Annotated in this window: 27 protein-coding genes and 1 riboswitch; of the genes, 21 read left to right on the plus strand and 6 right to left on the minus strand. The window is 46.5% G+C overall.

The genetic code is table 11. The features are described 5' to 3' along the window. Positions 1-107: 107 nt before the first annotated feature. The 11 genes from gspG (at position 108) to RH89_RS16665 (ending at position 8,846) form a co-directional block, all read left to right on the plus strand. Complete coding sequence (gspG, locus tag RH89_RS16615) at positions 108-557, plus strand: type II secretion system major pseudopilin GspG (RefSeq protein ID WP_022551835.1); 450 nt, start codon at positions 108-110, stop codon at positions 555-557. Positions 558-590: 33 nt separating this feature from the next. Beyond that, positions 591-1,175: a type II secretion system minor pseudopilin GspH gene (gene gspH, locus RH89_RS16620; RefSeq protein WP_004404499.1), complete on the plus strand. Its 585-nt coding sequence runs from the start codon at positions 591-593 to the stop codon at positions 1,173-1,175. Beyond that, complete coding sequence (gene gspI, locus RH89_RS16625; protein ID WP_004404500.1) at positions 1,162-1,539, plus strand: type II secretion system minor pseudopilin GspI; 378 nt, start codon at positions 1,162-1,164, stop codon at positions 1,537-1,539. Before gspH ends, gspI begins: the two co-directional genes overlap by 14 nt. Continuing rightward, positions 1,526-2,206 (plus strand): type II secretion system minor pseudopilin GspJ, encoded by a 681-nt coding sequence (gene gspJ, locus RH89_RS16630; protein ID WP_004404502.1) that lies wholly within the window; start codon positions 1,526-1,528, stop codon positions 2,204-2,206. The genes gspI and gspJ overlap by 14 nt, the downstream gene beginning before the upstream one ends. Further along, positions 2,199-3,215 carry a type II secretion system minor pseudopilin GspK gene (gspK, locus tag RH89_RS16635; RefSeq protein WP_004404505.1) on the plus strand — a complete coding sequence of 339 codons (1,017 nt, stop codon included), beginning with the start codon at positions 2,199-2,201 and terminating at the stop codon, positions 3,213-3,215. Before gspJ ends, gspK begins: the two co-directional genes overlap by 8 nt. Next, complete coding sequence (gene gspL / locus RH89_RS16640) at positions 3,184-4,437, plus strand: type II secretion system protein GspL (protein WP_004404506.1); 1,254 nt, start codon at positions 3,184-3,186, stop codon at positions 4,435-4,437. The genes gspK and gspL overlap by 32 nt, the downstream gene beginning before the upstream one ends. Then, positions 4,434-4,922: a type II secretion system protein M gene (locus RH89_RS16645; protein WP_004404508.1), complete on the plus strand. Its 489-nt coding sequence runs from the start codon at positions 4,434-4,436 to the stop codon at positions 4,920-4,922. Before gspL ends, RH89_RS16645 begins: the two co-directional genes overlap by 4 nt. 1 nt (position 4,923) lies before the next feature. Beyond that, complete coding sequence (locus RH89_RS16650; protein WP_004404510.1) at positions 4,924-5,682, plus strand: type II secretion system protein N; 759 nt, start codon at positions 4,924-4,926, stop codon at positions 5,680-5,682. A 159-nt stretch (positions 5,683-5,841) separates the two neighbouring features. Next, positions 5,842-6,396, plus strand: a complete 555-nt coding sequence (gene nudE / locus RH89_RS16655; RefSeq protein WP_004404512.1) for an ADP compounds hydrolase NudE — start codon at positions 5,842-5,844, stop codon at positions 6,394-6,396. 11 nt (positions 6,397-6,407) lie between these two features. Beyond that, positions 6,408-7,226, plus strand: coding sequence for a 3'(2'),5'-bisphosphate nucleotidase CysQ (gene cysQ, locus RH89_RS16660; RefSeq protein ID WP_004404513.1), 819 nt, complete (start codon positions 6,408-6,410; stop codon positions 7,224-7,226). A 300-nt stretch (positions 7,227-7,526) separates the two neighbouring features. Continuing rightward, entirely contained in the window at positions 7,527-8,846 is a 1,320-nt protein-coding gene (locus RH89_RS16665; protein WP_139063303.1) for a trypsin-like serine protease, read from the plus strand. 89 nt (positions 8,847-8,935) lie between these two features. Here the strand turns inward: RH89_RS16665 and nfuA are convergent, their stop codons facing one another. Both nfuA and RH89_RS16675 read right to left on the minus strand, forming a co-directional pair. Then, positions 8,936-9,523, minus strand: coding sequence for a Fe-S biogenesis protein NfuA (gene nfuA, locus RH89_RS16670; RefSeq protein ID WP_004404517.1), 588 nt, complete (start codon positions 9,521-9,523; stop codon positions 8,936-8,938). A gap of 90 nt (positions 9,524-9,613) precedes the next feature. Beyond that, a complete protein-coding gene (locus tag RH89_RS16675; protein ID WP_004404518.1) occupies positions 9,614-10,324 on the minus strand; it encodes an amidophosphoribosyltransferase in 711 nt (236 codons plus the stop codon). 76 nt (positions 10,325-10,400) lie between these two features. Between RH89_RS16675 and bioH the strand changes: the two genes are divergently transcribed. Both bioH and RH89_RS16685 read left to right on the plus strand, forming a co-directional pair. Next, positions 10,401-11,165, plus strand: a complete 765-nt coding sequence (gene bioH, locus RH89_RS16680; protein WP_004404520.1) for a pimeloyl-ACP methyl ester esterase BioH — start codon at positions 10,401-10,403, stop codon at positions 11,163-11,165. Between the two features lie 140 nt (positions 11,166-11,305). Continuing rightward, positions 11,306-11,770 (plus strand): hypothetical protein, encoded by a 465-nt coding sequence (locus RH89_RS16685; protein ID WP_004404522.1) that lies wholly within the window; start codon positions 11,306-11,308, stop codon positions 11,768-11,770. 56 nt (positions 11,771-11,826) lie between these two features. On the opposite strand, the gene plsB is transcribed toward RH89_RS16685, so the two are convergent. Then, positions 11,827-14,250 carry a glycerol-3-phosphate 1-O-acyltransferase PlsB gene (gene plsB / locus RH89_RS16690; RefSeq protein WP_004404524.1) on the minus strand — a complete coding sequence of 808 codons (2,424 nt, stop codon included), beginning with the start codon at positions 14,248-14,250 and terminating at the stop codon, positions 11,827-11,829. A 329-nt stretch (positions 14,251-14,579) separates the two neighbouring features. Here plsB and lexA point away from each other — a divergent pair, with 329 nt between their 5' ends. The 3 genes from lexA to dinF all read left to right on the plus strand — a co-directional run bounded on the left by lexA (position 14,580) and on the right by dinF (position 17,475). After that, positions 14,580-15,197, plus strand: a complete 618-nt coding sequence (gene lexA, locus RH89_RS16695) for a transcriptional repressor LexA (protein WP_004404532.1) — start codon at positions 14,580-14,582, stop codon at positions 15,195-15,197. A gap of 63 nt (positions 15,198-15,260) precedes the next feature. After that, positions 15,261-16,076, plus strand: coding sequence for a class I SAM-dependent methyltransferase (locus tag RH89_RS16700; RefSeq protein WP_004404533.1), 816 nt, complete (start codon positions 15,261-15,263; stop codon positions 16,074-16,076). Positions 16,077-16,119: 43 nt separating this feature from the next. Continuing rightward, positions 16,120-17,475 (plus strand): MATE family efflux transporter DinF, encoded by a 1,356-nt coding sequence (gene dinF, locus RH89_RS16705; protein ID WP_038146432.1) that lies wholly within the window; start codon positions 16,120-16,122, stop codon positions 17,473-17,475. 44 nt (positions 17,476-17,519) lie between these two features. Here the strand turns inward: dinF and sthA are convergent, their stop codons facing one another. Further along, positions 17,520-18,917 carry a Si-specific NAD(P)(+) transhydrogenase gene (sthA, locus tag RH89_RS16710; protein ID WP_004404537.1) on the minus strand — a complete coding sequence of 466 codons (1,398 nt, stop codon included), beginning with the start codon at positions 18,915-18,917 and terminating at the stop codon, positions 17,520-17,522. Between the two features lie 298 nt (positions 18,918-19,215). Between sthA and fabR the strand changes: the two genes are divergently transcribed. After that, the gene (fabR, locus tag RH89_RS16715; protein ID WP_022551820.1) at positions 19,216-19,842 is read left to right on the plus strand and encodes an HTH-type transcriptional repressor FabR; all 627 of its coding nucleotides are present in this window, start codon (positions 19,216-19,218) and stop codon (positions 19,840-19,842) included. A 4-nt stretch (positions 19,843-19,846) separates the two neighbouring features. Then, positions 19,847-20,218, plus strand: coding sequence for a YijD family membrane protein (locus tag RH89_RS16720; RefSeq protein ID WP_004404541.1), 372 nt, complete (start codon positions 19,847-19,849; stop codon positions 20,216-20,218). 46 nt (positions 20,219-20,264) lie between these two features. Here RH89_RS16720 and trmA read toward each other — a convergent pair whose 3' ends face one another. Next, positions 20,265-21,374 carry a tRNA (uridine(54)-C5)-methyltransferase TrmA gene (trmA, locus tag RH89_RS16725; RefSeq protein ID WP_004404543.1) on the minus strand — a complete coding sequence of 370 codons (1,110 nt, stop codon included), beginning with the start codon at positions 21,372-21,374 and terminating at the stop codon, positions 20,265-20,267. Between the two features lie 201 nt (positions 21,375-21,575). Continuing rightward, a riboswitch (cobalamin riboswitch) is annotated at positions 21,576-21,782 on the plus strand. A 66-nt stretch (positions 21,783-21,848) separates the two neighbouring features. Here trmA and RH89_RS16730 point away from each other — a divergent pair. From RH89_RS16730 to murI, 3 genes are read left to right on the plus strand one after another with little or no spacing between them, the layout of a single operon-like run. Then, entirely contained in the window at positions 21,849-23,666 is a 1,818-nt protein-coding gene (locus RH89_RS16730) for a TonB-dependent receptor domain-containing protein (RefSeq protein WP_004404545.1), read from the plus strand. Positions 23,667-23,700: 34 nt separating this feature from the next. Continuing rightward, complete coding sequence (locus tag RH89_RS16735; RefSeq protein ID WP_004404547.1) at positions 23,701-24,387, plus strand: Dph6-related ATP pyrophosphatase; 687 nt, start codon at positions 23,701-23,703, stop codon at positions 24,385-24,387. Positions 24,388-24,428: 41 nt separating this feature from the next. Then, a complete protein-coding gene (gene murI, locus RH89_RS16740) occupies positions 24,429-25,226 on the plus strand; it encodes a glutamate racemase (RefSeq protein WP_407701141.1) in 798 nt (265 codons plus the stop codon). On the opposite strand, the gene RH89_RS16745 is transcribed toward murI, so the two are convergent. Next, positions 25,198-25,641 (minus strand): RNA recognition motif domain-containing protein, encoded by a 444-nt coding sequence (locus RH89_RS16745; protein ID WP_004404551.1) that lies wholly within the window; start codon positions 25,639-25,641, stop codon positions 25,198-25,200. The genes murI and RH89_RS16745 overlap by 29 nt on opposite strands. Positions 25,642-25,726 lie beyond the last annotated feature (85 nt).

Consider the following 25,726-nt stretch of genomic DNA (forward strand, 5'->3'; position numbering starts at 1 on the left):
TGTTTTAGCTTGTTAAGATATTCAAAGAATTGAAACTGCATCTATGCAGATTGAATATCGGAATGTAACTTTGCATGTTGGTAACCAGCGTGCGTTTCGGAGGAAATATGTATAACAAAAAGAGTAAGAAGCAGTCAGGTTTTACGCTTCTTGAAGTCATGGTTGTTGTGGTTATTTTGGGGATCTTAGCGAGCTTCGTTGTGCCTAACCTTTTGGGTAACAAAGAAACAGCGGATCAACAAAAAGCGATTACCGATATTGTGGCATTAGAAAATGCGCTGGACATGTACAAGCTGGACAACAGTGTGTACCCGTCCACCGACCAAGGTCTGGATGCGTTGGTTTCTAAGCCTTCTGCTAGCCCAGAACCTCGTAACTACCGTGATGGCGGCTACATTAAGCGTCTTCCAAAAGACCCTTGGGGCAATGAATACCAATACCTGAGCCCTGGTGACAATGGCACTATCGACGTGTTTACACTTGGTGCGGATGGTCAGGAAGGCGGTGAAGGCGTGCAGGCTGACATCGGTAACTGGAACATGCAGGACTTCCAGTAAATCCTTTCGGGTTGAAGTTGTAAGCATACGCGTATGAAAAAGCAGTCTGGGTTTACGCTGATAGAAATCATGCTGGTGCTCGTGCTGTTGTCACTGAGTGCGGTTGCGGTGATTACCACATTGCCTTCCTCCAGTGATGATCGGCTAAAAGAGCATGCCCAGCGCTTTATGCAACGTTTACAACTGCTGAACGAAGACGCCATGTTAAACGGCAAAGATTATGGCGTCCGGTTCAATGAAGACAAAGGACAATACCGATTTGTGGAGCTCAGCGAAGAAGGCTGGCAAAACATGGAAGAGAATAGGTATTACTCTGAATCAGAATTAGAAGCGGAGTTTGCCATTCGCCTGCAATTGGGGAGCGATGAGTGGGGAGATGATGACCGCCTCTTCGAACCCGGCAGTCTGTTTGATGAAGAAATGTTTGCCGATGAAGAGAAGAAAAAGCAGTCGCCACCGCCTCAGGTAATGGTGCTGTCTAGCGGTGAAATAACCCCTTTTCAGGTGTCTTTCTTTCCAAACGTTGGCGATGAGTTCCGTGACGGCTGGCGAATTAAAACTGCCGATAATGGTTTGATTAACCTATTGAAGCCCGGAGAACGCGATGAAGATGAATAGGCGAAATGCCCGTCGCTCTCGCGGGATGACGTTAATCGAAGTGTTGGTGGCATTGGCTATTTTCGCTACCGCTGCAATCAGCGTGGTTCGTGCTGTAAGTCAGCACATTAATACGCTGAGTTTTTTAGAAGAGAAGATGTTTGCTTCTATGGTTGCTGACAACCAAATGGCTAAAGTGCTGCTTGGCAAGGCGCCTAAGAAAGAGCTGAAAGGCAAAGAGGAACTGGCTGGGCAAACCTGGTATTGGTTAGTAAAGCCCGTGCCAACCGACAATAGTGTTATCAGTGCTTTTGATGTGTCAGTTTCTCGTGATTCAGAGCATAAGAGCTCCATTGTTACGGTGAGAAGTTATGCGTCGCCGTAAAGTGTCAGGTTTTACGCTCATTGAAGTGCTGGTGGCTATCGCCGTTTTTGCCAGCTTGAGTATCGCCGCATATCAGGTCGTGAATCAGGTCCAGCTGAGCAATGCTCAGTCGCTGGAAAAAACTGAGCGTTTACAAACCATGCAGCGCGCTTTGATTTGGATGGATAACGATTTCCGCCAGATGGCGTTGCGCCAGATGCGAACTAATGGCGAAGCCCCTTCACAAACATTATTGAGTTACGGCGACTATATTTTGGAGTCGGATGACAAAGGAATAGTGTTTAGTCGGTTAGGATGGCAAAACCCACAAAACGTATTCCCGCGTGGAGACGTGACCAAAGTTGGGTATCGCATCAGAGAGGAAAACTTAGAAAGAGTCTGGTGGCGCTATTCCGATACACCATCAGGGCAAGAGCCGTTAACTCGACCAATTCTGAGTGATGTAGAAAGTTTTACAGTCACGTTTTACGAAAACGGTGAATGGAAAGAAGAGTGGACAAAGCCCAAGGCGTTGCCTGCCGCCATTGCCATCACTCTTACTTTGAAAGATTACGGTGACATTGAGCGCGTTTATCTGACGCCAGGTGGTGAACTGACGGTGACGACCCCACAAGAGGGAAATAACCAGGAAGGCGGCTCGGGTCAAGAGGGAAGCAACAATGGCTAAACGCTTTTCTCAATCTGGTGTGGCTTTGATCGTGGTGCTGTTACTACTGGCAGTCATGACCGCTATCGCCGCGACCATGTCAGAACGCCTGTTTATCAATTTCCATCGTGCTGGGAATCAGGTGAATCACCAACAGGCATACTGGTATAGCTTAGGGGTTGAAGCACTGGCAAAAGTCGGTATCGAGCAAAGTTATAAAGACAACGAGACCATTAACTTAAGCCAGCCTTGGGCACTTAAAGAACAGACGTATCCTTTGGATTACGGCACAGCAAAGGGCAAGCTGCTGGATATGCAGGCTTGCTTCAATTTAAACGTGTTAACCAGTGTAAAAGCCAAGGTGGAGTCTACGCAGAAGCCATTTCTTGTCAGAGTATGGCAGAACCTGATCGAACAGCAGGATATTGAGCCTTACACCGCCGAAGTGATCGCGGATTCGACCTGGGATTTCGTCGATAATGACGCCAGTGTGTTAACCAGTTACGGTGCTGAAGACAGTACTTATGAAGGTTTTCAGCCCGCGTATCTGACGGCAAATGGATTTATTGCGGATCGCTCTGAATTGAGAGCGATTCAGCAAGTGACCGCTCCGATTATGGAGAAGCTGACGCCGCTAATATGTGCGTTGCCAACCAACGAGTGGAAACTGAATGTAAATACGATTTCGGAAGACCAAGCAGATATTTTGGCTGCCTTATTTCAGCCGCATTTGAGTAGCAGCAACGCCAAAGATCTGATTGCGAATCGTAAGTTTGATGGTTGGGACAGTGTCGAAAGTTTCATGTCTGAACCCATCATCAGCGGAATCGAAGAAAAAGTGCGTAAGGAAGCTCAGGCGTACATTGCAGTCGACAGTCGGTACTTTGAGCTGGACGCTCAGGTCATGGTCGATGAATCAAGGGTCAGGATACGAAGCCTGCTCTACAGTAAGGACAGAAAACAAGCGACGGTTGTACGTCGTAGTTTTGGAGGAATCAGTGAGCGAGTTTCTGACCGTAAGAATAAGTAGTCAGGCAGACGCCCCAATACAGTGGCTGGTGTGGTCTCCAGGTCAGCAAGAGGTGATCGCCAGCGGTGAATTAAGTCATCGCAACCAGTTAGGCGAGATCGCATCTTATGCTCATCAACGCCCAACCATTGTGTTGCTAGCAAGTAGCGATGTGCTGCTTAAAGAGGTAGACATTCCAGCGGGTGGGGCACGTCAGCTCAATACCATGCTGCCGTTTTTGGTTGAAGACGATGTCGCGCAGGATGTGGATGATCTGCATTTTACTGTGCTGAACAAACGTGGGGCAAAAGCCGACGTAGCTGCCGTCGACAGCGGATTTTTGGAAACGTTACTGGATGAGCTAAAAGCGCATCAGATAAACGTGCGTCAGGTGTTGCCTGACTGTTTAGCTATGCCATGGCAGAAAGATGAAATCAGTGCGCTTGAAATTGACGGTCAGTGGGTATTTCGTCAAGAGCAATACTCAGGCTTCTCCGTTCAGTCTGATTGGTTAAGTTTGCTTCCGGCAGAAGTGTTCCAACTGCACACTGAAGAGAGCGAAAGCGAAAGTGAAGAGCAGTCAGACGCTGTAGAGAAGCGTGTTGCCACCTTTACGCCATTGCCTCAAAACCACGAGTCGCTTCCGGGGCGTTGGCAGAATGGTAAAGCAGAGTTAGTGATGTCATTGCTGACACAGGGAGCGATTGCTTCGAAAGCTAACCTGCTGACGGGAACATTCAAACCGTCTTCTTCTCTGACCAAATACTGGAAAGTCTGGCAGAAAGCTGCGGTTGCAGCGGTTTTACTTCTGGTTGTCCTGACAACGCAAAACGTATTGCAAGTGAATGCGTTTGAAGCTCAGGCAGCGCAATACCGAGCTGAAAGTGAACGTATTTTCCGAGAAGTATTCCCAGACAAACGCAAAATTCCAACCGTGAGCTACCTCAAGCGCCAGATGCGTAATGAAGAAGCAAGATTATCTGGCGGTGGCAGTGACGAATCGATGTTGATTTGGCTTTCAAAGCTTCCTGAAGCTTTGAAGAAAAATGGCGCGATCGACGTACTAAGCGTGAAGTATGATGGCTCGCGTGACGAAATTCGAATTCAGGCAAAAAGCAAAGACTTCCAAACCTTTGAGTCGGCGCGAGCAGAACTTGCACAGCTGTTTGATGTCGAGCAGGGGCAGTTGAACCGAAGCGGTACAGAAGTGTTTGGCAGTTACGTGATAAGGAGAAAACCATGAATAGAGTGACCGCATGGTGGCAGTCTATATCACAACGCGAGCAACGCCTGATGGGTGGATGTGCCGTTTTGTTTACGGCGTTTATCATTTATTGGGGTGGGATCGTACCGCTCAATGAACGAGCCGACGCCGCGCAAGCACGAATCACCACAGAAAAGCAGCTTCTGGACTGGGTAACCAACAGTGCAAATACCATTACTTCCCTAAGAGGAGCTTCTAGTGGCAGTACGAATGTATCTGGTCAGCCACTTAATCAGGTGGTGTCATCCACCACCAGACGTTATCGTATCGAACTGATTCGCATGCAGCCGCGTAGCGACAGCCTTCAGGTCTGGGTTCAGCCTGTACCTTTTAACCAATTAGTCTCTTGGTTGGCAGATTTGCGTGAACAGCACGGTATTGATGTAGAGTTTCTGGATATTACCCGCACAGAGGTGACCGGGCAGGTTGAAGTCAACCGATTACAACTAAAAAGAGGCAGTTAACTTGAAGCGTTTTTTAGGGTATGTGTCTGTATTTGTTCTGGTGCTGATTGTTAGCCTGGTTGTGCACATGCCAGTGTCATTTGTTTATCAGTATGCTCCGAAAGTTCGAGGCTTAGAGCTTGGTCATTTAACTGGGTCTGTTTGGCGCGGTCAGGCTTCCAACGTCGCGTGGCAGGGTCAGAATTTTGGTCAGCTAAGCTGGAATTTTCAGCCTTCTGCTCTGGTCAGTGGAAAAGCCGAATTTTTAGTTCGTTTTGGGCGAGGCAGTGAGCTTCAACTTCACGGTAAAGGAGCAGTTGGCTTTGGTTTTGGTGGCCTGTATGGCGAGAATATTTTTGCGTCTATGCCTGCTGAAAACGTACTGAGGTTTGCTCAGGTTCCGGCACCTGTGGATGTTCAGGGGCAATTGGAACTGGCGATTAAAGACTTTCAGTACGGTCAGCCATGGTGTCAGAGCGCAACTGGAAACTTGGCATGGAACGGTGGCAAGCTAGGTACACCTTTGGGTGAGCTGGTACTTGGTGAAGTGACATCTGACATCATCTGTGAAGACAATACGCTTACTGCAAAAGGTGAGCAGAAACATGCGCAGGTAACCAGTGCCTTTGATGCAAACTTGTCTCCAAACCAACAGTACAATGTGACAGCTTGGTTTAAACCCGGTGCAGAATTTCCCCCTTCAATGTCTAGCCAGCTAAACTGGCTGGGCAATCCAAATAATCAAGGTCAGTACCCATTCCAATACTCTGGGCGCCTTTGATATCTCGAACGGCTCAGTCTCACTGAGCCGTAACTCCCTGCCTTAGAAAACTAAATGTCTCAATACGAACAAAAATCAATCTTGAAAGCTCAACAGAACAGTTTTTTTGATGATATATTGGTCGTGTTAAAAAGTTGGGTCGAATCTTAAGGGAAAGTTATGGCAGAAGAAAAAAAGCCACAAATTTTGGCTACAAAAACGGTCGCCCAATCTAAACTGTTTACTATAGAGTCGCTCGACTTACGTTTCTCAAATGGGGAAGAGCGCGTCTATGAAAGAATGAAACCCAGCGGTCGCTCAGCTGTAATGATAGTGCCAGTGACCGAACAAGGTGATTTGCTGTTGGTGCGCGAGTATGCCGCAGGTACCGAGCGCTACGAGTTGGGGTTCCCAAAAGGTTTGGTAGACCCGGGTGAAACTCCAGACGAAGCAGCAAACCGAGAATTAAAAGAAGAAATTGGATACGGCGCAAAAGAACTGACACCGCTAAAACAGGTGGTGCTGGCGCCATCTTACTTCTCAAGTAAGATGACGCTTTTTCTGGCGCAAGATTTGTATCCTGAATCACTGGAAGGGGATGAGCCTGAGCCTTTAGAACTGGTTCGGTGGCCTCTGCAGCAAGCTGATGAGCTGCTGACCCATCTGGATTTTTGTGAAGCCCGCAGTATAACTGCACTGATGTTAGCTCAGCGGTATTTAAACACGTCTGAGTAAGGAAATGCCCTATGGCGGAAGATCTTTCTCACCTTATCCCTTCAGTTATCACCGTTGCCCGCAGTGCTGGGCAGCTTATCCATGATATCTACGAAAATAAACAATACGAAGAATACACCAAGTCCGACGCAACACCGGTAACTAGTGCTGACATTGCCGCACACAAGCTGATTGTTGAGAAGCTGAGTGAATTAACACCGGATATTCCCGTGCTTTCTGAAGAAGCGGCGGACATTAGCCTTGAAAAGCGTTCTCAGTGGAGTCGCTACTGGCTGGTCGACCCACTGGACGGAACTCAGGAGTTCATCGCTCGAAGTGGTGACTTTGCCACTATCATTGCGTTGGTAGAAGACAACGAACCTGTGATGGGGGTGGTTTACGCTCCAGTGTCTGGCGTGACCTACTATGCGTACAAAGGCAAAGGTGCATGGAAAATTCCGGACATGGACGAAAGCGTTGCCATCGAAACACACCGTCATCATGGCGACAGCCAGTCTTTAGCGATTGCAATTAGTCGCCGCCAGGATATTAACAGCATTACCAGTAAGCTGTGCTCTTCGTGGAATTTTGAGTTAGTACCATTAGGTTCGGCAGCTTTGAAAGCCTGTTTGGTGGCTGAGGGAGCAGTGGACTGCTACCTGCGATTAGGGCCAACAGGAGAATGGGACACCGCTGCGACTCAGTGCATTGTGAGTGAAGCAGGAGGGCGGATCCTCAGTACCAAGCTGGAACCGCTTTCTTATAACGAGCGCGAAACATTAGAAAATCCTAATTTTATTGTTTTGGGTGACGAAGAACTCCCTTGGGATTCCATTCTGTTAACTCGATAGAAGTCGATTTCTCCCTTCTTCTAGCAGGGATCTGCTTGGCTGCAGATCTCATTTATCCTGCTTGACTCTTCCTGTGATTACAGAGTCTTATTCTGTAATTGAAGGCTTCCCAATCAAAAAAAATCTGTTGATAAACAGGTCAATTACTTTTTTATAAAATTACGCTCACAGGCTAAAATTTTTCCTTCCTCGGCACCTTGGATTTTTCAAAAAACATGCTTGTTTATATAGACCGTTCGGCACCTGTCGACGGCTTAATATAAAAAATATGAGGATAATATTTTGAAAATAACAAGGAATATGGCCCTAGTCACAGCCATGCTAGCACCTATGGTAACCATTGGTGCGGAAATACCAGGAGCTGGGTTTGAAGTAACACCACGTATTGTTGGTGGTGGCGATGCCAACACTGCAAACTGGGGTTTTTTCAGCCACCTGCAGATCAAGATAGGCAACAAAACTTATTCTTGTGGCGGCAGTAATCTGGGTGACGGTTACGTATTGACTGCTGCACACTGTGTGGATGGCGCTCTAGCCTCGGGGGTATCTGTACGAGTTGGTGCTAAGACGCGTCGTGGAAACGACGGACAGCGCGCTAACGTTACTCAGATCCACATGCATCCTAACTACAATTCTAGTACCTACAAAAACGACATCGCTGTACTTAAGTTGGATCGAGTGCTTCCAACGGCGACCACTGTCGAAATTGCTGCAGGTTCTCTAAGCCAGTACGCTGGCATTGGTGACCTTCTATCTGTAGCTGGTTTAGGTCGACTTTCTTCAGGAGGCGCCTCTCCTTCTCGCTTACAAGAAGTAGACGTACCACTAGTTTCTGACGCAACTTGTCGTGCGGCAGGCGGACCATACAACAATGTTGGTAGTGTAGAGTTCTGTGCTGGTCTTCCGCAGGGCGGAAAGGACTCCTGTCAGGGTGACAGCGGTGGTCCGATCGTTGTGAACCGTTCAGGAACGATTACACAGCTTGGTGTTGTAAGTTGGGGTATTGGTTGTGCTGCCGCTGGTAACTATGGTGTTTACAGTGACATAGCAGCACTTCGTGGCTGGTTAGACACGGTAATCTCTGCTCCAGGTGGTAACTACTCTGTCGGCTACACTAAAGATCAATCGCTGGCTTCATTCAAAGTGGGTGAAACCAAGTCTCATACCTTTAGCATTAAAAACACAGGTACCGAAGCCTTCACATTGAACACAGTATCTGTTGCTGGTTCTGGTGTGGCATCTTCCCCTGTTATTGGTGCTGACAACTGTTCACAATCTACTTTGACTGCGAACCAAAGCTGTCAGGTATCAGTTGAGTTTGGTGCAAGCGCAGCAGGCACCGCGAAAGCTCAGCTTTCCTTCTCTACAGACAAGGGCACGTCAGTTTACACTGCGAACGTAAGTGCAGAAGCGACAACAACAGGCGGTGGTAACGGCGGTACCTACGACTTTGTTTACCCAGAAGGCATCTCAAACTACACGTTTGGTACGGTTGTTCTAGCTGAAGACGGTAACCGTTATCAGTGCTTAGGTTTCCCAGGTGGTCTTTGGTGTTCAGCTGGTGGTGCATACGCACCAGGTACTGGTTGGGCATGGGACTCAGCTTGGAGCAAGCTGTAATCATATTTCTGGCTTAATCCTGATTCAAGCCAATGAAAAAGCCGGGTATGTTTACCCGGCTTTCTTGTATCTGTTTTGCTGAAACGATCTTAGTAGTAAGAGTGTTCACCACGATCGTGTTCGGTAGAGTCTCGTACCGCTGTCAGTTCACCTTCAAACTGAGCCAGAAGCTCTTTCTCGATACCTTCCTTAAGCGTTACGTCGACCATTGAGCAGCCGTTACAACCGCCACCAAACTGAACCAGTGCAATACCATCGTCCGTAATTTCAATTAAGCTGACGTGACCGCCATGACCGGCAAGCTGAGGGTTAACCTGAGTTTGGATCGCGTATTCAACACGCTCCATCAAAGGGGCGTCATCAGACACTTTACGCATTTTTGCGTTAGGTGCTTTCAGAGTCAGTTGAGAGCCCATTTTATCAGTGACAAAGTCGATTTCTGCGTCTTCAAGGAAAGGCATACTCAGCTCGTCGACAAACGCAGAGAAATATTCATATTCCAGCTCAGTGTCGCTGGCTTCTACGGCTTCTGGTGGGCAATAAGACACGCCACATTCTGCGTTTTGAGTGCCAGGGTTAACTACGAAAACACGAATGTTCGTGCCTTCTGGCTGCTGTTCCAGCAATTTCGCAAAGTGAGACTGTGCATTTTCTGTAATAGTAATTGTATTCGACACGACCAATACCCAAGTAATTTAGTAAACTATTTGACCATTTTACCCCCGTGAGTAAATCGATCCAGCTTTTTAAGTCATAACTTATTTTAGCTATTTCGGCTCAGGGGTTCGGCATATGCAGTAAATATCGATGGTTTCTACGCCAACATCAAGCAGTAAATTACACATTTGTCGGATAGTGCTGCCCGTTGTCACCACATCGTCGACGATTGCTACGTGCTTTGCAGCTGGAGGCGCAATTAACCGAAAAGCACCATAAAGGTTTCTATGCCTCGCCTTTTTATCCTGACCGAGTTGAGGGGCAGTATATTTCACCCGCTTGAACAGATTCGGATTAAATCGTTCAGGCACATTGAGATGCTGACACAATGCTCTTGCCAGGTGGTCACTCTGGTTGTAGCCGCGTATCAGTTCTCTGCGCCAGTGAAGTGGGACGGAAGTAATCACATCGGCAGGCTCTGCAATTTTCTGCGCAAGCAAGTAGCTGAGGTCAGGGGCTAGCCGAAACTGATGCTGAAATTTCAGGCTGTGGATATAATGCGAAAGCGGTGGACGATAGTCGTTCACACAATACAGACGGCGCCAGGGAGGCGGGTTGCTTAAGCACTCACCACAGAATTCACTAGGTTCCAAATTAGGCAGCCCGCAGCATTGGCAACGGCAAGGATCGCTCATGCTGTTCAGGCAATGTTTGCACCATCGTGTTTCTGGTGTGGGCTCTTCAATGTTCAGACCACATAGCGGGCATTGCAGATTAAAATAACGGTGTAATTTGAGCTTTAGCCAGCTGGAAATCACCATAACGTATTCAAATAGTTAAAGTTAATGAGCATGGTATCCCATTAAATGTTCGAAAAACGGTTTAAGAGAGAAAAGCATGACGACGTCGTTGTATTGGCAGTCTTTCGGGCAAGGACCCGACTTGGTTTTGTTACATGGATGGGGAATGAACGGCGCTGTCTGGCAGCAAACGGCTGAAAACCTGTCTGAACATTTTTCTGTACATGTGGTGGATTTACCCGGATACGGGCACAGCAATGCGGTATCAGCGTTGAATTTAGAATCTATAGTTGCAGAAGTGCTGAAAGACGCACCACAGCAAGCGATCTGGCTAGGCTGGTCACTCGGTGGCTTAGTTGCGACTCACGCTGCTCTGAATCACAAAGAACGCGTATCTAAGTTAGTGACCGTTGCAAGCTCACCAAAGTTTGCGGCAGCAAAACCCTGGCGTGGCATACAGCCAAATGTGTTAACCATGTTTACACAGCAGTTGGTAGAAGATTTCCAGTTAACGGTAGAACGTTTTATGGCGCTTCAGGCGATGGGCAGCCCCTCTGCTCGTCAGGATGTGAAACAGCTAAAACAAGCCGTTTTGTCGCGCCCGTTACCGAATCAAGAAGTGTTGCTTGCTGGCTTAGACATTCTTGCTGACGTGGATTTGAGGGAGCAACTTGCAAACATCGATATCCCCTTTCTGCGAGTTTATGGTCGCCTGGACGGACTGGTACCAATCAAGGTTTCGAAAGACATGGCACACTGGTCTCCTGCTAGTATTTCTCATACGTTCGAGCAGTCATCGCACGCTCCATTTATGACAGAGCTCGATGAGTTTTGCGAAAAGATCACCGAGTTCTGTAAATAAATTGAGCAACCTGCCGTTAAAGTGATTAGCAGGCTAAACTGTATACAGATTAGTTTTGCGATTACCCGTATGGGCGAAACGCCACAACACCATGGTTTTATGGGGTTTGTGGCAATCATTACCTTTGTGGGAGGTTTGTTATGTTAGTCAACCCGACCAGTGCCAGCGTTCCGCTGATTGCCCCGTCGGTCAATATACAAACCGAACAAGTTGCACGCGACAACAAGGTCAGGGAACCCGTGGCTCCGCCAGCGGAACTGAACAAGTCGAGTGCGGAACGAAGGGCAACGCTAGAGGAGAAGCGTCGAAGACGTGCGGCTTGGAATGCGGAAGACCACCCAGACTATGAGCTGGATTCTGACGCAGAGACCGAGTATCACGAAGAGCCAGTCGACAAGCTTGAGCGGTTGTTTGATTTGATCGCACTGCAAACATACAGTGCCCGACAAGGAAAGGGATACACCATTCGTTTCCGGCTGCCAGCCAGCGTGCTGAACGCAGCGATTAATGAAGGGAAAATGGCCAAGCGCCGTACCATCATTAAATACCATTATGGGCACTCCGTAGCGCCTCATACGCCATCGGAAGTGATTGCGGTGACTTAAATCGCTAACAAAAAAAGACCACCCTTGGGTGGTCTTTTTCTATCTGAGAAATGCCATTAACCTTCTGACTGACGGCTTTCCTGAATGGTCAGTTTGACTTCGGTTGGCAGCAATTTCGACAAGGTGCAAGCCAGCTCCTTTGTTTTGGACAGGTCGCACTGACCATCTAAATCCAGATATTCCTGATCTTTTAGGGTACTGAATAGTGCCGCAAACACCCCTTTATCAAAAAACTCAGGCGCATTGATACCATGCAGTCGACCAAGGCGCTGAGCGACTTGCTGGCTGCGTTGCTCCAGCTCTGCTCTGCCTAACTCAGGGGCATCTGCCAGTTGAGTAATGGCAATGGAGTAGCGCTGCAAGGTTTCCTGAATTGTACGAGCGTACAAAATCAGCGACTGAATACGCTTCTGGCTAATGGACACAGTATCGCCATCCAGATATACAATCTCCTGTCTCGCGAACTCAGCAACGGTTTTTTCCACAACTTCAGCGATGTCGTCTTCATCGTAATGTAAGAAAAGCTCTTTCTTTAAAAACGGATACAAAGTCGTGACGATTTCCGTCAATTTGGACACCGACAAGCTTTCGTGCTGAACCACCGACTGAGCAATCAGTGATGGAATGGCGAACAGATGAATGATGTTGTTCCGATAATAGGTCATCAAAATCGATTGCTGGCGATCCAGCGACACGATATCGCCCATGGTATCGGGCTCTATCACAAACTTGTCCAGCCCAACGGCATGCTTCACCAGTGCTTCAGCATCCGTATTGGGTGTGGTGCTGGTACTGGAATAAGGCACCTGTCGCAGAAGTGCTAAATAGCTGTCTATCTGCTGAACAAGTGTGTCGTGTGACAGTGCACGCTGGCGAGAAGCCAGCAAAGCCAGAGCACACAGAGTCAAAGCATTGGTCGCTGCTGCATCGTTGATGTGCGTCATCATCTTTTCAGCCAGTTGATTCACGACCGGTGTCATCCACTGAGGTTTCGGGCTATCTACCGGGTCGATGTCGTTTGTCCATTCAGGCACGTGCTCATTCAGATACTGATTGAGCGGAATGGGTTCACCAAAATTCACATAACCCCGACCAAAGTTGCGAAGCTTACGCAGAGTTTTAAGAACCAGACCCGCATTCTCTTTCTCTTTGCGTTTACCTCGAAGTTCTTTGGCATAAGTCGAAACTTCCATCACGTGCTCATAACCAATGTACACAGGAACCAAAGTCACAGGGCGGTTCAAACCTCGGAGCATAGCTTGAATGGTCATTGCCAGCATGCCAGTTTTCGCCTGAAGTAAGCGACCGGTACGAGAGCGACCACCTTCACTGAAATATTCCACTGAGTAACCTTTGGCAAACAGTTCTGCCAGATATTCACGGAAGATAGTTGAGTAAAGCTTATTGCCTTTAAAGCTGCGACGAATAAAGAACGCACCACCACGACGGAAAATCGGACCTGCTGGGAAGAAATTCAGATTGATGCCAGCGGCAATATGAGGTGGCACCATTCCTTCCTGATAAAGAACATAAGACAGCAACAGATAGTCCATATGGCTGCGGTGGCAGGGCACATAAACAATCTCGTGACCATCCTGAGCGAGCTTTCGCACCGTAGATGCATTGTTGATGTTCAAGCCTTGATAAAGCTTATTCCACAACCACCCCAAGAAGCGGTCGCCTTTCTTTATTAAGGAGTAAGAGAAGTCCGCGGCCACTTCATCCATGATGGCTCTGGCTTCTTTTTCTGCCTTCTCAATGGTGATGCCTTTGCTCTTGGCTTCATCCTCGACGGCTTTCTTTATCGCTTCTGAGCGCAACAACCGTTGAAACAGAGCCTGACGTTCAGGCAAGTTTGGTCCTGAAGCGGCGAGTTTCTGACGAGAAAAGTGAATGCGGGCAACACGCGTTAACTTATGCGCAATTTCTTTGTCGGTGCCGTGACTGTCTGCCATGAATCGAAGTGACACAACCGGGCTGAACCGGACCAGACAATCTCGACCAGAAAGCAAAAGTGCTTTTGCTTTCTGTGGACCATTCATACTTTCCAGATAAGGCTTCTGACGGTCTTCTTTACCGGGTTTTCTTCCCCACATCACACTGACAGGAATCACCTGAACATCCAAATCACTGTCGTTGGTATGCAGTTTTAGCAGTTCCGTAAACAGGTCAACCGACTCTGATGGCGCGTCATGATCATCCTGAATCAAGGTTGGGCGTGATGAGGTAAACACAAACCGACCAAATGGCTGACCATTTATCTCCAGCGCAGATAGCGGATCTGGGAGACCAAGTTCAATGGCGTATCGCTGAAATGTCAGCAAATCGACGTTGGAGCGAAATGGGAGTGCGTAAACAATGGGCTTAGTGATATCAATGCCCAAATCTTCCACTGGATTTGATGGGATGGTCGTGCCTTTCACCAATACGGAAAGCGGCAGTTTCATCAAAGTTCGAGAAAGCGTTTGTCCAGAAGACATAGTGAATGTTTGCCTCAGCATGTGTGTGACGGTGGTTATGTGTTTAAAACATGACCTCCTGAATAATTGCGCAGCAAGGATAGCAGAAACTGGTCTAACCTTTTATCCCATTTTTGTAATATCTCATCTGCACTACGGTGGATCCCGCTTTTAATACCCATTGCACAGATGGTGATAGTAAAGATGCCAATTCTGAAAAGTGTAGCGGATAAAATGGCATGAGAAGTGAAGGTAAAAAGACAAATCCGTTAAAAAATAAACAATTGTCTTTGAAATCGTTCAGTTACTGGATATACTCACAGTTAACTGTATAAAAAGACAGGTGAGACATGAAGCCACTAACGCCGCGCCAACAACAAGTCTTCGATCTGATTAAAGATAAGATTGATGCATCAGGTATGCCCCCAACTCGTGCTGAAATCGCACGTGAACTGGGGTTTCGTTCTGCAAATGCCGCTGAAGAACACCTTAAAGCGCTTGCCAGAAAAGAAGCCATCGAGATCATTCCCGGTGCTTCACGAGGCATCCGAATTCTGCTTGAAGATGATCCGGAAGAAGAAGGTTTGCCTTTGATCGGTCAGGTTGCGGCAGGTGAGCCTATCCTGGCACAAGAGCACGTAGAAACGCATTACCAGGTCGACCCTGCGATGTTTAAGCCTCAAGCGGATTTCTTACTTCGTGTTAACGGGATGAGTATGAAGGACATCGGCATTATGGATGGCGATTTGCTAGCTGTTCATAAAACTCAAGATGTACGCGATGGTCAGGTTGTCGTGGCTCGTGTCGATGAAGACGTAACGGTGAAACGCCTTGAACGTAAAGGATCAACCGTTCTTCTGCACGCCGAGAATGAAGAGTTTGAACCGATCAAAGTGGATCTGACTGCTCAGCACCTGGCAATAGAAGGAATTGCTGTTGGTGTCATCAGAAATGCAGATTGGATGTAATTAAATTTTGCATTATTAAATGATAGTCATTATCATCTAGCTATTATTGTAGGGAAGATGATAATGACTCAGCCACACTTCAAGCGACCTAAATCGCACTATCGCATACCAGCGAATCTGCTTCAGCCAATGTGGCTGCGAAGCAGAGAGAGCTTAGTTGACGATGGTTTGGTTTATGATCCTATTGCTGCCAGTGCATGTCAGCGATGTGAGCTTGCGCCTGAATGCTTGGCTGGCGATGTCGATCAGAAGCAGTTACTAAACGCAACACTCACACAGCTGTGTGATGAACGAGTAAAAAACTTCTTAATCGACAACCCAGAAGCGTGGGTGCTGAATGTAGGTGCTGGCTTGGATACACGCTTTTATCGTTTAGACAACGGTCGATGCCACTGGCTTGAGCTGGACATCAGTGAAAACCTGTTATGGCGTCAAAAACTCTTTCACCCTAGCGAACGTTATCAACTGAGATGCGGCAGTGTTGTTGATACCAATTGGTTAGGCGATTTACCTGTCCCCGATTCCTCTCCTGTATTGATTGTTTGTGAGCACGCTTTGCTTGATTGCGAAGAAGAGCAAGTCGCTAAGTTTATTCAAACCTTAGGTCGACGTTTTATACATGCTCAAGCGTGTATTGTTGTGGCGGGTGATCTTGCCAACTCACATTGGGGGAAAAAGCTGGGCGGTGGTGGTTACAAGCACGCCATAAAGCAGCCTAAGGAAAAACTCCTGAGTTGGCTCCCCTGGTATCAATGGGCAACCGTTCATTCTCCAATGGATAAAAACTGTAGCCGCTGGAAACGCTGGCAGCGTTTGTTGTCAAAAATGTCCTTCTTCAAACACCGAATGACACCAGTTTTACTCCACATGCGATGGTGATTGATTAATCAACCACTAACCGCTAACCTCGTCGGCATAAACGATGAGGTCATCTGTGTTTAAATCCCAACTTTCATTCTTATCCAACTGGTCACTGCACAAACAAGTGCTCTGGCTTGCTATTCCAATGGTGCTCTCCAACATCACTATCCCGCTGTTAGGGCTGGTGGATGCGGCGGTGATCGGTCACCTCGAGCATGCTTGGTATTTAGGAGGCGTCGCACTAGGTAGCACGATGATCAGTGTTGCTTTCTGGTTGCTTGGCTTTTTGCGAATGGCGACAACCGGGTTAACCGCTCAGGCTAGCGGGGCGAAAAACGGGGAAGAGCTATGCCGAGTGCTGATGCAGGGGCTGACCATGGCAGGGCTGTTTGCATTTGGCTTTTTGCTTTTGCATCCGTGGATTTCTGATTGGGTATTTACTTTCAGTGATGCCAGCGAACAGGTGAAGCACTATGGTCAGCAGTATTTTGCAATCCGTGCTTGGAGTGCACCTGCTGCGTTGGCTAACTTCGTTATCCTAGGCTGGCTTTTGGGAACGCAAAATGCCAAGGCACCAATGTGGATAGTGATCGTTTCCAACCTGACCAATATCATTCTGGATGTGATATTTGTGATTGGTTTAGGCTGGAAAGTCGAGGGGGCGGCATTGGCCTCTGTATTAGCCGATTACTCTGGTATGACGCTGGGGTTGTTTTTTGTTTTCAAAACCTGGTCTCACCTTACATTGCCATCCCCCTTGTCTCAGCTTCCATTCTTAAAGCATGGGATGGGCAAATTTGTCCGCCTAAATCGCGATATATTTCTGCGATCTTTATGTTTGCAAGCCACATTCAGCTTTATGACCTTCCAAGGGGCAAGCTTTGGCGATGATGTAGTCGCAGCTAATGCCGTTCTGATGAGTTTTCTTATGATGATTTCCTATGGCATGGACGGTTTTGCGTATGCGATGGAAGCCATGGTCGGTAAGGCAATTGGTGCAAAAGACGAAAGACAGCTCAAACAATCCTTGGTAGGGACATTTTTCTGGAGCCTGATCATCTGTATCGGTCTAACGTTTGCTTTTGCGTTGGCGGGATCAGGGTTGATCAGTCTGATCACCGATATTCCTATTGTTCGGCAGCACGCTAATATTTATCTGCCCTGGCTGATAGCCATGCCATTGGTCTCCATGTGGTGCTTTCTACTCGACGGCATATTTATTGGTGCTACGAAAGGAAAAGAGATGCGCAACAGTATGTTTGTCGCAACGTGCAGTTTTTTCCTGGTGTTCTACGCTTTTGCTGGTTTTGGAAATCACGCGCTCTGGATGGCCATGTTGAGCTTTATGGGGATGCGTGGACTGGGGCTCGCTGTCGTTTTCGCGTGGCAGTGGCGCCGAAATGCATTCCTTGCCTAAAAGAAAGGGTCAGCATGTGCTGACCCTTACCGATTTAAATCCGATTAAAACAAGCGGTTAAGACCATTCAATGCGGCCACACGATACGCTTCCGCCATCGTTGGGTAGTTAAAGGTCGTATTCACGAAGTATTCAATCGTATTGGCTTCACCTTTCTGTTCCATGATGGCTTGCCCGATGTGAATGATTTCTGCAGCGCGCTCTCCAAAGCAGTGGATACCAAGGATTTCTTTGGTTTCGCGGTGGAAGAGAATCTTCAGTGAGCCAATGTCCTTGCCTGCTATCTGTGCGCGAGCCAGGTGCTTGAAGGAGGAACGTCCCACTTCGTAAGGTATTTTTGCCGCCGTCAGCTCTTGCTCTGTTTTTCCTACAGAACTGATTTCCGGAATGGTGTAAATACCTGTTGGGATGTCTTCAATCAGGTGGTTGTCGGCTTGCCCTTTGGTAATGGCTTGTGCAACAAATCGTCCCTGGTCATAAGCCGCACTGGCAAGGCTTGGGTAACCGATAACATCGCCAACGGCATAGATATTCTCTACCGAAGTCTGGTAATTGGAGTTAACGGCAAGTTGACCACGTGAGTCGGGCTTCAGACCAACAGCTTCGAGGTTCAGTTTATCTGTGTTACCCGTTCGACCATTCGCATAAAGCAAGCAGTCAGCACGCATCTTTTTACCGGACTCAAGGTGAATGATCACTCCCTCATCTGTACCTTCAATTCGCTCATAAGTTTCATCATTGCGAATAATGACGCCACTGTTCCAGAAGTGATAAGAAAGGGCATCGGAGGTTTCATTATCCAGAAAAGAAAGTAAGCGATCTCGAGTGTTGATTAGGTCTGTTTTTACGCCTAACCCGCGGAATATAGACGCATACTCACAACCTATGACGCCAGCGCCATAGATGATGATATGACGAGGGTCGTGCTCCAGTGACAATATCGAATCGCTGTCATAGATACGATCGTGACCAAAGTCGACATCTGCCGGACGGTATGGTCTAGAGCCCGTGGCAATTACGAATTTGTCTGCGGTGTAGTGCTCGACGGTGCCATCCGGTTGGGTGACAGCGACGGTGTTGCCGTCTGTAAATGTCGCTTCGCCGAAAATAAGGGAACATTCGTTACGGTCGTAAAAGCCTTGTCTCAAACGAGTTTGCTTGTCGATAACGGTTTTTGCATGCCCTAAGATATTGGAAAATGTAGAGTGTAGGCTGGAATTATTGTGGCAAAAGAGAGGGTTACTGTTGAATTCGATTATACGGCTTACCGCATGTCTCAAAGCTTTGGATGGGATGGTACCCCAATGAGTACAACCGCCGCCAACACTGCTCTCTCGCTCAATGATTGCAACATTTAACCCCGCCTTTGTTAAGCCCATTGCTGCCCCTTCACCACCAGGACCGCTGCCTATTACTATTGCATCAAAGTGCGTTGAGGTCATATATTTGCCTTTTGTTATGAATGTTAACATTGCTATAGCGATATTTTAACGCTTTCATTTTACAGGTAAATGCTCTGACCAATAGACAGTGGAGAGGATCACGTTGTGTTTCACTCTGAAACTGTGAACTGATTAGTAACTTCGAGTAGCGAGCAAGCAATTCACTTAAAAATCCGTAAAGTAACAACCTTTGTCTCATAGACTATGCTGGCATTCGAGGTATAGTAAGGCTTGCCTTTTCGGTCAGTGTCTTTATTAAGCGTAGTTAAGAATGACAAACGAGAAAAATAAAAAGAGCATGGGTGTCCGTGCTCAACAAAAAGAGAAAACCCGGCGCTCATTGATAGATGCGGCTTTTAGCCAGTTGAGTGCCGATCGCAGTTTTTCTAATCTAAGCTTACGTGAAGTGGCGAGAGAGGCGGGCATTGCACCAACGTCTTTTTATCGTCATTTTAAAGATATGGATGAACTGGGTTTAACCATGGTTGATGAAGGTGGATTGCTGCTTCGTCAATTGATGCGTCAGGCAAGACAGCGCATTGCCAAAGAAGGCAGTGTGATTAAAACCTCGGTCGATACTTTTATGGAATTTATCGAGAGCAGCCCAAACGTATTCCGTTTGTTGTTGCGTGAACGCTCTGGCACGTCATCTGAATTTCGTGCAGCCGTTGCCAGAGAAATCCAGCATTTTGTTGCTGAGCTGACGGAATATCTGGTGGGTAATGGTGTCACAAGAGAAGAAGCCTTTACTCAGGCAGAGGCGTCGGTAACCTTAGTATTCAGTTCTGGAGCAGAAGCTTTGGATCTGGAAGGGGATGAACGCGATGAGTTGGCCAATCGTCTGATTACCCAGCTCCGCATGATTGCAAAAGGTGCCCATGTGTACCGTAAAGAACGTGAACTAAAAAAGAATAAGGCAGGATAAAGCAATGTCTACTGAAGCTCCAACGGCCGATAAAGGCTCAGAAAAGAAAACGCTCATTTTGGCTCTGATTGCTGGTATGTGTGGTAACGCTTTGCTATCAGCTCTAACGGTTAGCGAAGTCGCTTTCTCTATTTTCCCAGTGATCGCACTGGTGCTTGCTGTACAAAACCTATACCAAGAATATTTACGTCACCCGGTATCTGAAGACATCCCGCTCGTGGCGCTGGCGTGTTTCTTTGTGGGAGCATTTGGCTATTCAGCTTTTGTTGGTGCTCAGCACCCCGAAGCTGGTTCCAATTTCTTCTCTATCATGGTGACCTTAATACTCATGGTCTGGGTAGGGAAGAAGCTAGGCTACATCGCCAAGCCTCAATAAATCGACCAGATATAAAAAACCGCTCAGCTGAGCGGTTTTTTTTGCATTAAGCTTTTCTTTCCAAGAAAACACCCGCTTCCATATGGTGTGTATATGGGAACTGATCGAACAAGGCAAAGCGAGTGATATTGTGTGTTTCACTCAGGATATCCAGATTCTCTTTAAGCGTATCTGGGTTACAAGAGATGTACATAATTCGCTCGTACCCCTGAACCATTTTACAAGTGTCTACGTCCATGCCTGCGCGTGGAGGATCAACAAATATGGTGTTGCAGTTGTAGCTTTTCAGGTCAACGTTTTGCTGTTTCAAGCGGCGGAACTCTCGCTTACCTTCCATTGCTTCAGTAAACTCTTCGGCAGACATGCGAACGATTTGTACGTTGTCGATCTTATTGGCGGCAATATTGTATTGCGCTGATTCAACTGACGGCTTGGCCAGTTCGGTCGCCAGTACTCGCTCAAAATTCTGAGCAAGTGCTAATGAGAAATTGCCGTTTCCGCAATACAGTTCCAACAAATCGCCAGTGCTCTCTTGTGTACAGTCGACTGCCCACTCCAGCATCTTCTGTGCAACGATACCATTGGGCTGAGTAAAGCTATTTTCGACTTGCTGGTAAATGTAGGTATCACCATTCACATTAAGCTTCTCAACGACGTAGTCTTGGTCGAGCACGATTTTCATTTTACGGGCGCGTCCAATCAGGTTCAGATTAAACCCTTCATCATTCAGTCGTTGTTTGAGCGCTTTTGCCTCTTCAACCCATGCTTCATCTAACTGACGATGGTAAAGCAAAGACACCAGAATCTCGCCACTCAAAGTAGAAAGGAAGTCCACTTGGAATAGTTTACGGCGCAAGGTGTCGTTGTGTTTCATTGCATCGACAAGCAAAGGCATCAAGTCATTGATCAATCGGCTGGCAGCAGGAAATTGGTCGACGCGGTATTTCTCGCGTGTTTCCTGATTAAACATGATGTAGTAAAGCTCTTCACCTTCGTGCCAGACGCGAAACTCCGCGCGCATTCGATAGTGTTGCTCTGGCGATTCAAACACCTCAAGTTCAGGGGCGTTAAACGGAGCAAACATCTCAGTCAGGCGCTGAGTCTTTTCTTCCAGTTGCGCTTGGTAGTGCTCTGGGTTTACATCAAGTGTCGCCATGAAGTCATGCCTTTTTTGCTAGAAACAGGGAGCGCAGATTTTATTCAATCCACTTTATTTGTCCAGCACAGAGTTGTAAGTCGTCTGTCGGACCCATTCAGAATGCAGCTATTGGCTCTCTTGTGGTGGAAAAGTGTCCTAGTGATGAACTGCATAATAGCTTAGATGAAATACGTCTAGACTTCTATTTGAAAGCAAACTAGTATCCTCGACCATGCTGGTGGTTGATATTTCAACTGAAAAGGGAATCTGGTGAAAATCCAGAACTGACGCGCAGCGGTAACAGAGAACGAACGCTCCGGAGAAATCCAAACACTGTTTTTCACCTAAAAACGGGAAGTGGAGTGCTAGGTACCCAATTGGGGTGTGCTCTTGAGTCCGAATACCTGCCAGCAGTAAGAACCAAGTGGATAAGCAGTGTGTATAAACATGAAGCTTGGTCTTAGAAGGATTCTCGCGATTTAGGAAATGACAATGAAAAAAACTCTTCTAGCGACCACAGTAGCGTCGCTGCTTACTCACGCCTCCATTTCTGTCGCTCAAGAAGCAGCAGAAACCGAAACTCTTGTTGTGACGGCCAACCGATTTGAGCAACCAGTGGATAGCGTACTTGCATCTGTAAGTGTATTGACTCGTGAAGACATAGAAGCACTTCAGGCTCAAAGTATATTTGATGTGATTAAAACCTTGCCAGGTGTTGAATATTACACACAGGGAACGAAAGCGAATACTGCAGGTATATACATTCGCGGTACATCAACACGTCATGCCTTAGTGATTGTTGATGATGTTCGAATCAACTCAGTGACATCGGGTGGGGCGGCAATAGGTTTAATCCCTACTTTTGCGATCGAGAAGATTGAAGTTATTCGTGGTCCTCGTGCTGCTGTATACGGTTCTGATGCTATTGGTGGTGTAATTAAAATTACTACAATTCCAGCGTCAGGTTCTGTGCATCAGGCGAAAGCGGGCTTTGGTACTAACAACTTTTCTGAAGCTGGCTGGCGATCTGCAGGTGAGATTTCAGAGAAGACGTCTGGAAACTTCCTGATCAATGGAGAAAAGAGCGACGGATTTAAAGTTAATGAGTCTGCTGGCGACAATGATGTTCATGGATACGACTCAAAAACATTTATTGGTTCTCTAAACCACAAATTCAATGATGCCTGGAATGCAACCTTCACAGGGTACTCTCAAGAAAGCCTGAGCGAGTACGATAGCTCTGGTACAAAAAAAGAATCCGAGAAAAATGAATACGCTCTTGCCGGAGTATTGAACTTTAATGAAGATGATTTTTCCTCTTCTTTACAGTTTGATTTATCCAGTAATAAAGGTGCGGACGGAAATGCTGATAATAATGCCACTGGTCGTTCGGTACTGGAAACAAAGCGCAAGAGTGCTGCATGGGTGAATACTTACACAGGTATTGAAAATACTATTCTTAACGCTGGTGTAGATTATTCACAAGAACAAGCTAATCGCGGCGGTACAAACTCGTCTGACTACGAAGAAACAGAAAAATCTAATTTAGCCTTCTTTGTTACTGGCTTTAAACAAATCGATTCCTTGTCTTTAGAAGCAAGTCTACGCCAAGATAAGGATAGTGTTTTTGGTACGCATACCACTTGGAATCTGGCAGGTGGCTATGCAATCAATGAAGAACTTGAAGTGTTAGCAAGCTACGGTTCAGCGTTTAAAGCACCGACATTTAATGATCTTTACTGGCCTGGAGCAGGAAACGATAAGCTAAAACCTGAGACATCTAAGTCTTCTGAAATTGGTGTTCGCGGTTATCATGAAGCATTATCATGGACGTTGACAGCGTATCACTCTGAAATCAAAGACATGATTGCATGGGCTCCACAACCTTCTGGTGCGTGGGTTCCTTCCAATGTCGATAACGCAAAAATCAAAGGTCTTGAGCTAGAGTTGAACTTCAGTACTGGGCCAATTTCTCACCGTTTAGTTGGTGACTGGAAAGATCCAAAAAATACAAAGGATGACAGTCAGCTTATTCGTCGTGCCAAAGAAAATTACAAATGGGTAGCAACGTACCGATATGAAAGGCTAAATACGTCTCTTGCTGCTAATCATGTAGGTAAGAGATACGATTCTGGAGACGCTAAACTGGATGCCTACACCACAGCTGATCTGGGGATGACATTCAATATTTCTGAAGATTTAGCTGCAGGTCTTCGAGTTGATAACTTATTTGACTCTAAATACGAAACGGCAAAAGGCTATCCAGCACCGGAGCGTGCATTTTACATAAACGCATCCTACAAGTTCTAAATACAAGCCGCCTTCGGGCGGCTTTTTAATACCTATGAAGACACAACCCAAAAAAGTCGTCATCAGTTGGTCGTCAGGCAAGGACTCAACGTTAACCTTAATACGTCTGCTTGAAGATCCTAATTATGAAGTTGTGGGGCTTTACACAACCTATGTCGGTGAAGAAGTCCCATTTCAAGTCACACCTATTGAAGTCGTTAAAATGCAGGCTGAATTGGCAAATTTGCCATTGGTAATGATTCAACTACCTGAAGTTTTTCCTCCCAACGAGATTTATCAAAATGCCATTGTTCAGGGATTAGAAGAATCAGACTTAGAAATCGATGCTGTCGCATTTGGCGATATGTTTTACAACGGTATTATTGAGTATCGCAAAAGCTACATAGAAAAAGCGGGATGGGAATGTGTTTTTCCTTTGATGGAAACACCAAGCATAGATTTAGCCAATGAGATACTTGAACGGGGTATTAAAACCATAGCCGTAACGATTGATGGTCACCGATTGCCTAAAGCATTATGTGGGAAATGGTACAACACAGAGTTCATTGATAACTTACCTGAAGGGATAGACCCTTGTGGAGAAAATGGAGAGTTTCACACATTGGTGACATCGGCTTCATGTTTCAAAGGTAGTTTGTCGATTAAAGCTGAACAAATAGAAAGTGGCGAACGCTTTCATCATTTAAGATATAAAGCGAAGATTGGCGAGCGTACACTTTAACAGTAAGATACGCTCAACTTATTGGTAGAGTGCAATCTGTTGTGGACATGAAATCAGAGAAAACAGTCTTAATTTTTGATTCAGGGGTGGGAGGTCTTTCTGTATACCAAGAACTTCAAACCCTACTTCCTCAATTAGACTACCTTTATCTGTTTGATAACGCTGCGTATCCATACGGAGAGCTCGATGGCGACGTATTGATTCAAAGGGTTCAATCATTAATCTCTGAATATTGCCAACGGTATCGCATCGACTTAATTGTCATCGCCTGTAATACGGCAAGCACGCTTGTTCTTCCTCATCTTCGTGCAAATCTAGCCATACCCGTTGTCGGAGTGGTTCCTGCAATCAAACCTGCCTCTCTGATTTCTGAAAAAGGAGTCGGGCTCATTGCAACTCCAGCGACCGTCAGTCGCCAATATACCCAAGAACTCATCAAAGATTTTGCAAACGGCAAAGAAGTAAAGTTACTAGGCTCAACCAAATTAGTAGATATGGCGGAAAGAAAGTTAAGAGGTATCCCTGTCGATTCAAAAGAGCTGGCTCAGGTACTGGCTCCAATCAATGGGGAAGTAGATACCGCTGTGCTCGGGTGTACGCATTTCCCTCTGCTTAAAGAAGAAATCCAGGGCATCATGCCAGAAGTAACGTTGATAGATTCAGGGCAAGCAATAGCCAAGCGAGTGTCTTATCTTTTACAGGAAGAGTCTGGTGAGAGAAGTGACAGGAAACATCGAATTTTTTGCAGTGCACCTCCTTTTGAAAGAGATGCACTGAACGAAACATTAAACCAACTCGGTTTCTCTGATCTTATTGTTCAGCCGAGTCAGGATGTTTAGGGTCATTAGCAACCCTAACTTTAAGCGTTCTCTCCATATAATCTTGCTCATTCAAGCCTTGAATAACTTTGTCGGCATCCTCACGGGATACCACTACAAAACCAAAGCCTCTTCTTTTTCCTGTCCTTTTATCCTTCATTAACCTTACAGCGAACACTTGACCATGTTTTGAAAACAGTTGGCGGACATGTGTTTCATTTGCTTTATAAGGAAGGTTTCCCACATATAGAGTGGTTGTTGCGGATTTGTCGTTACTTGACTGCTCTGAAGATGGGTTAGAAAGGGAAAGGAGAAGCGCGCAAGTAAAAACACCAATAATAAAAGCGGTAGCGGGAGGGACTGCAATTTGTGAAAAGGCTGCAGCACCCAAAACTGCCAGTGCAATAACTAATAAATAAGATTTTTTTGAGTTCATATCTGAATACTACATTGAAATTGTGAAGTAATAAAGATGCAAATGCGCTATTAACAAAATAGACACACGGATCTTACGTTTAAGC

It is taken from the genome of Vibrio nigripulchritudo ATCC 27043 (genome assembly GCF_000222685.1).
Taxonomy (GTDB): Bacteria; Pseudomonadota; Gammaproteobacteria; order Enterobacterales; family Vibrionaceae; genus Vibrio; species Vibrio nigripulchritudo.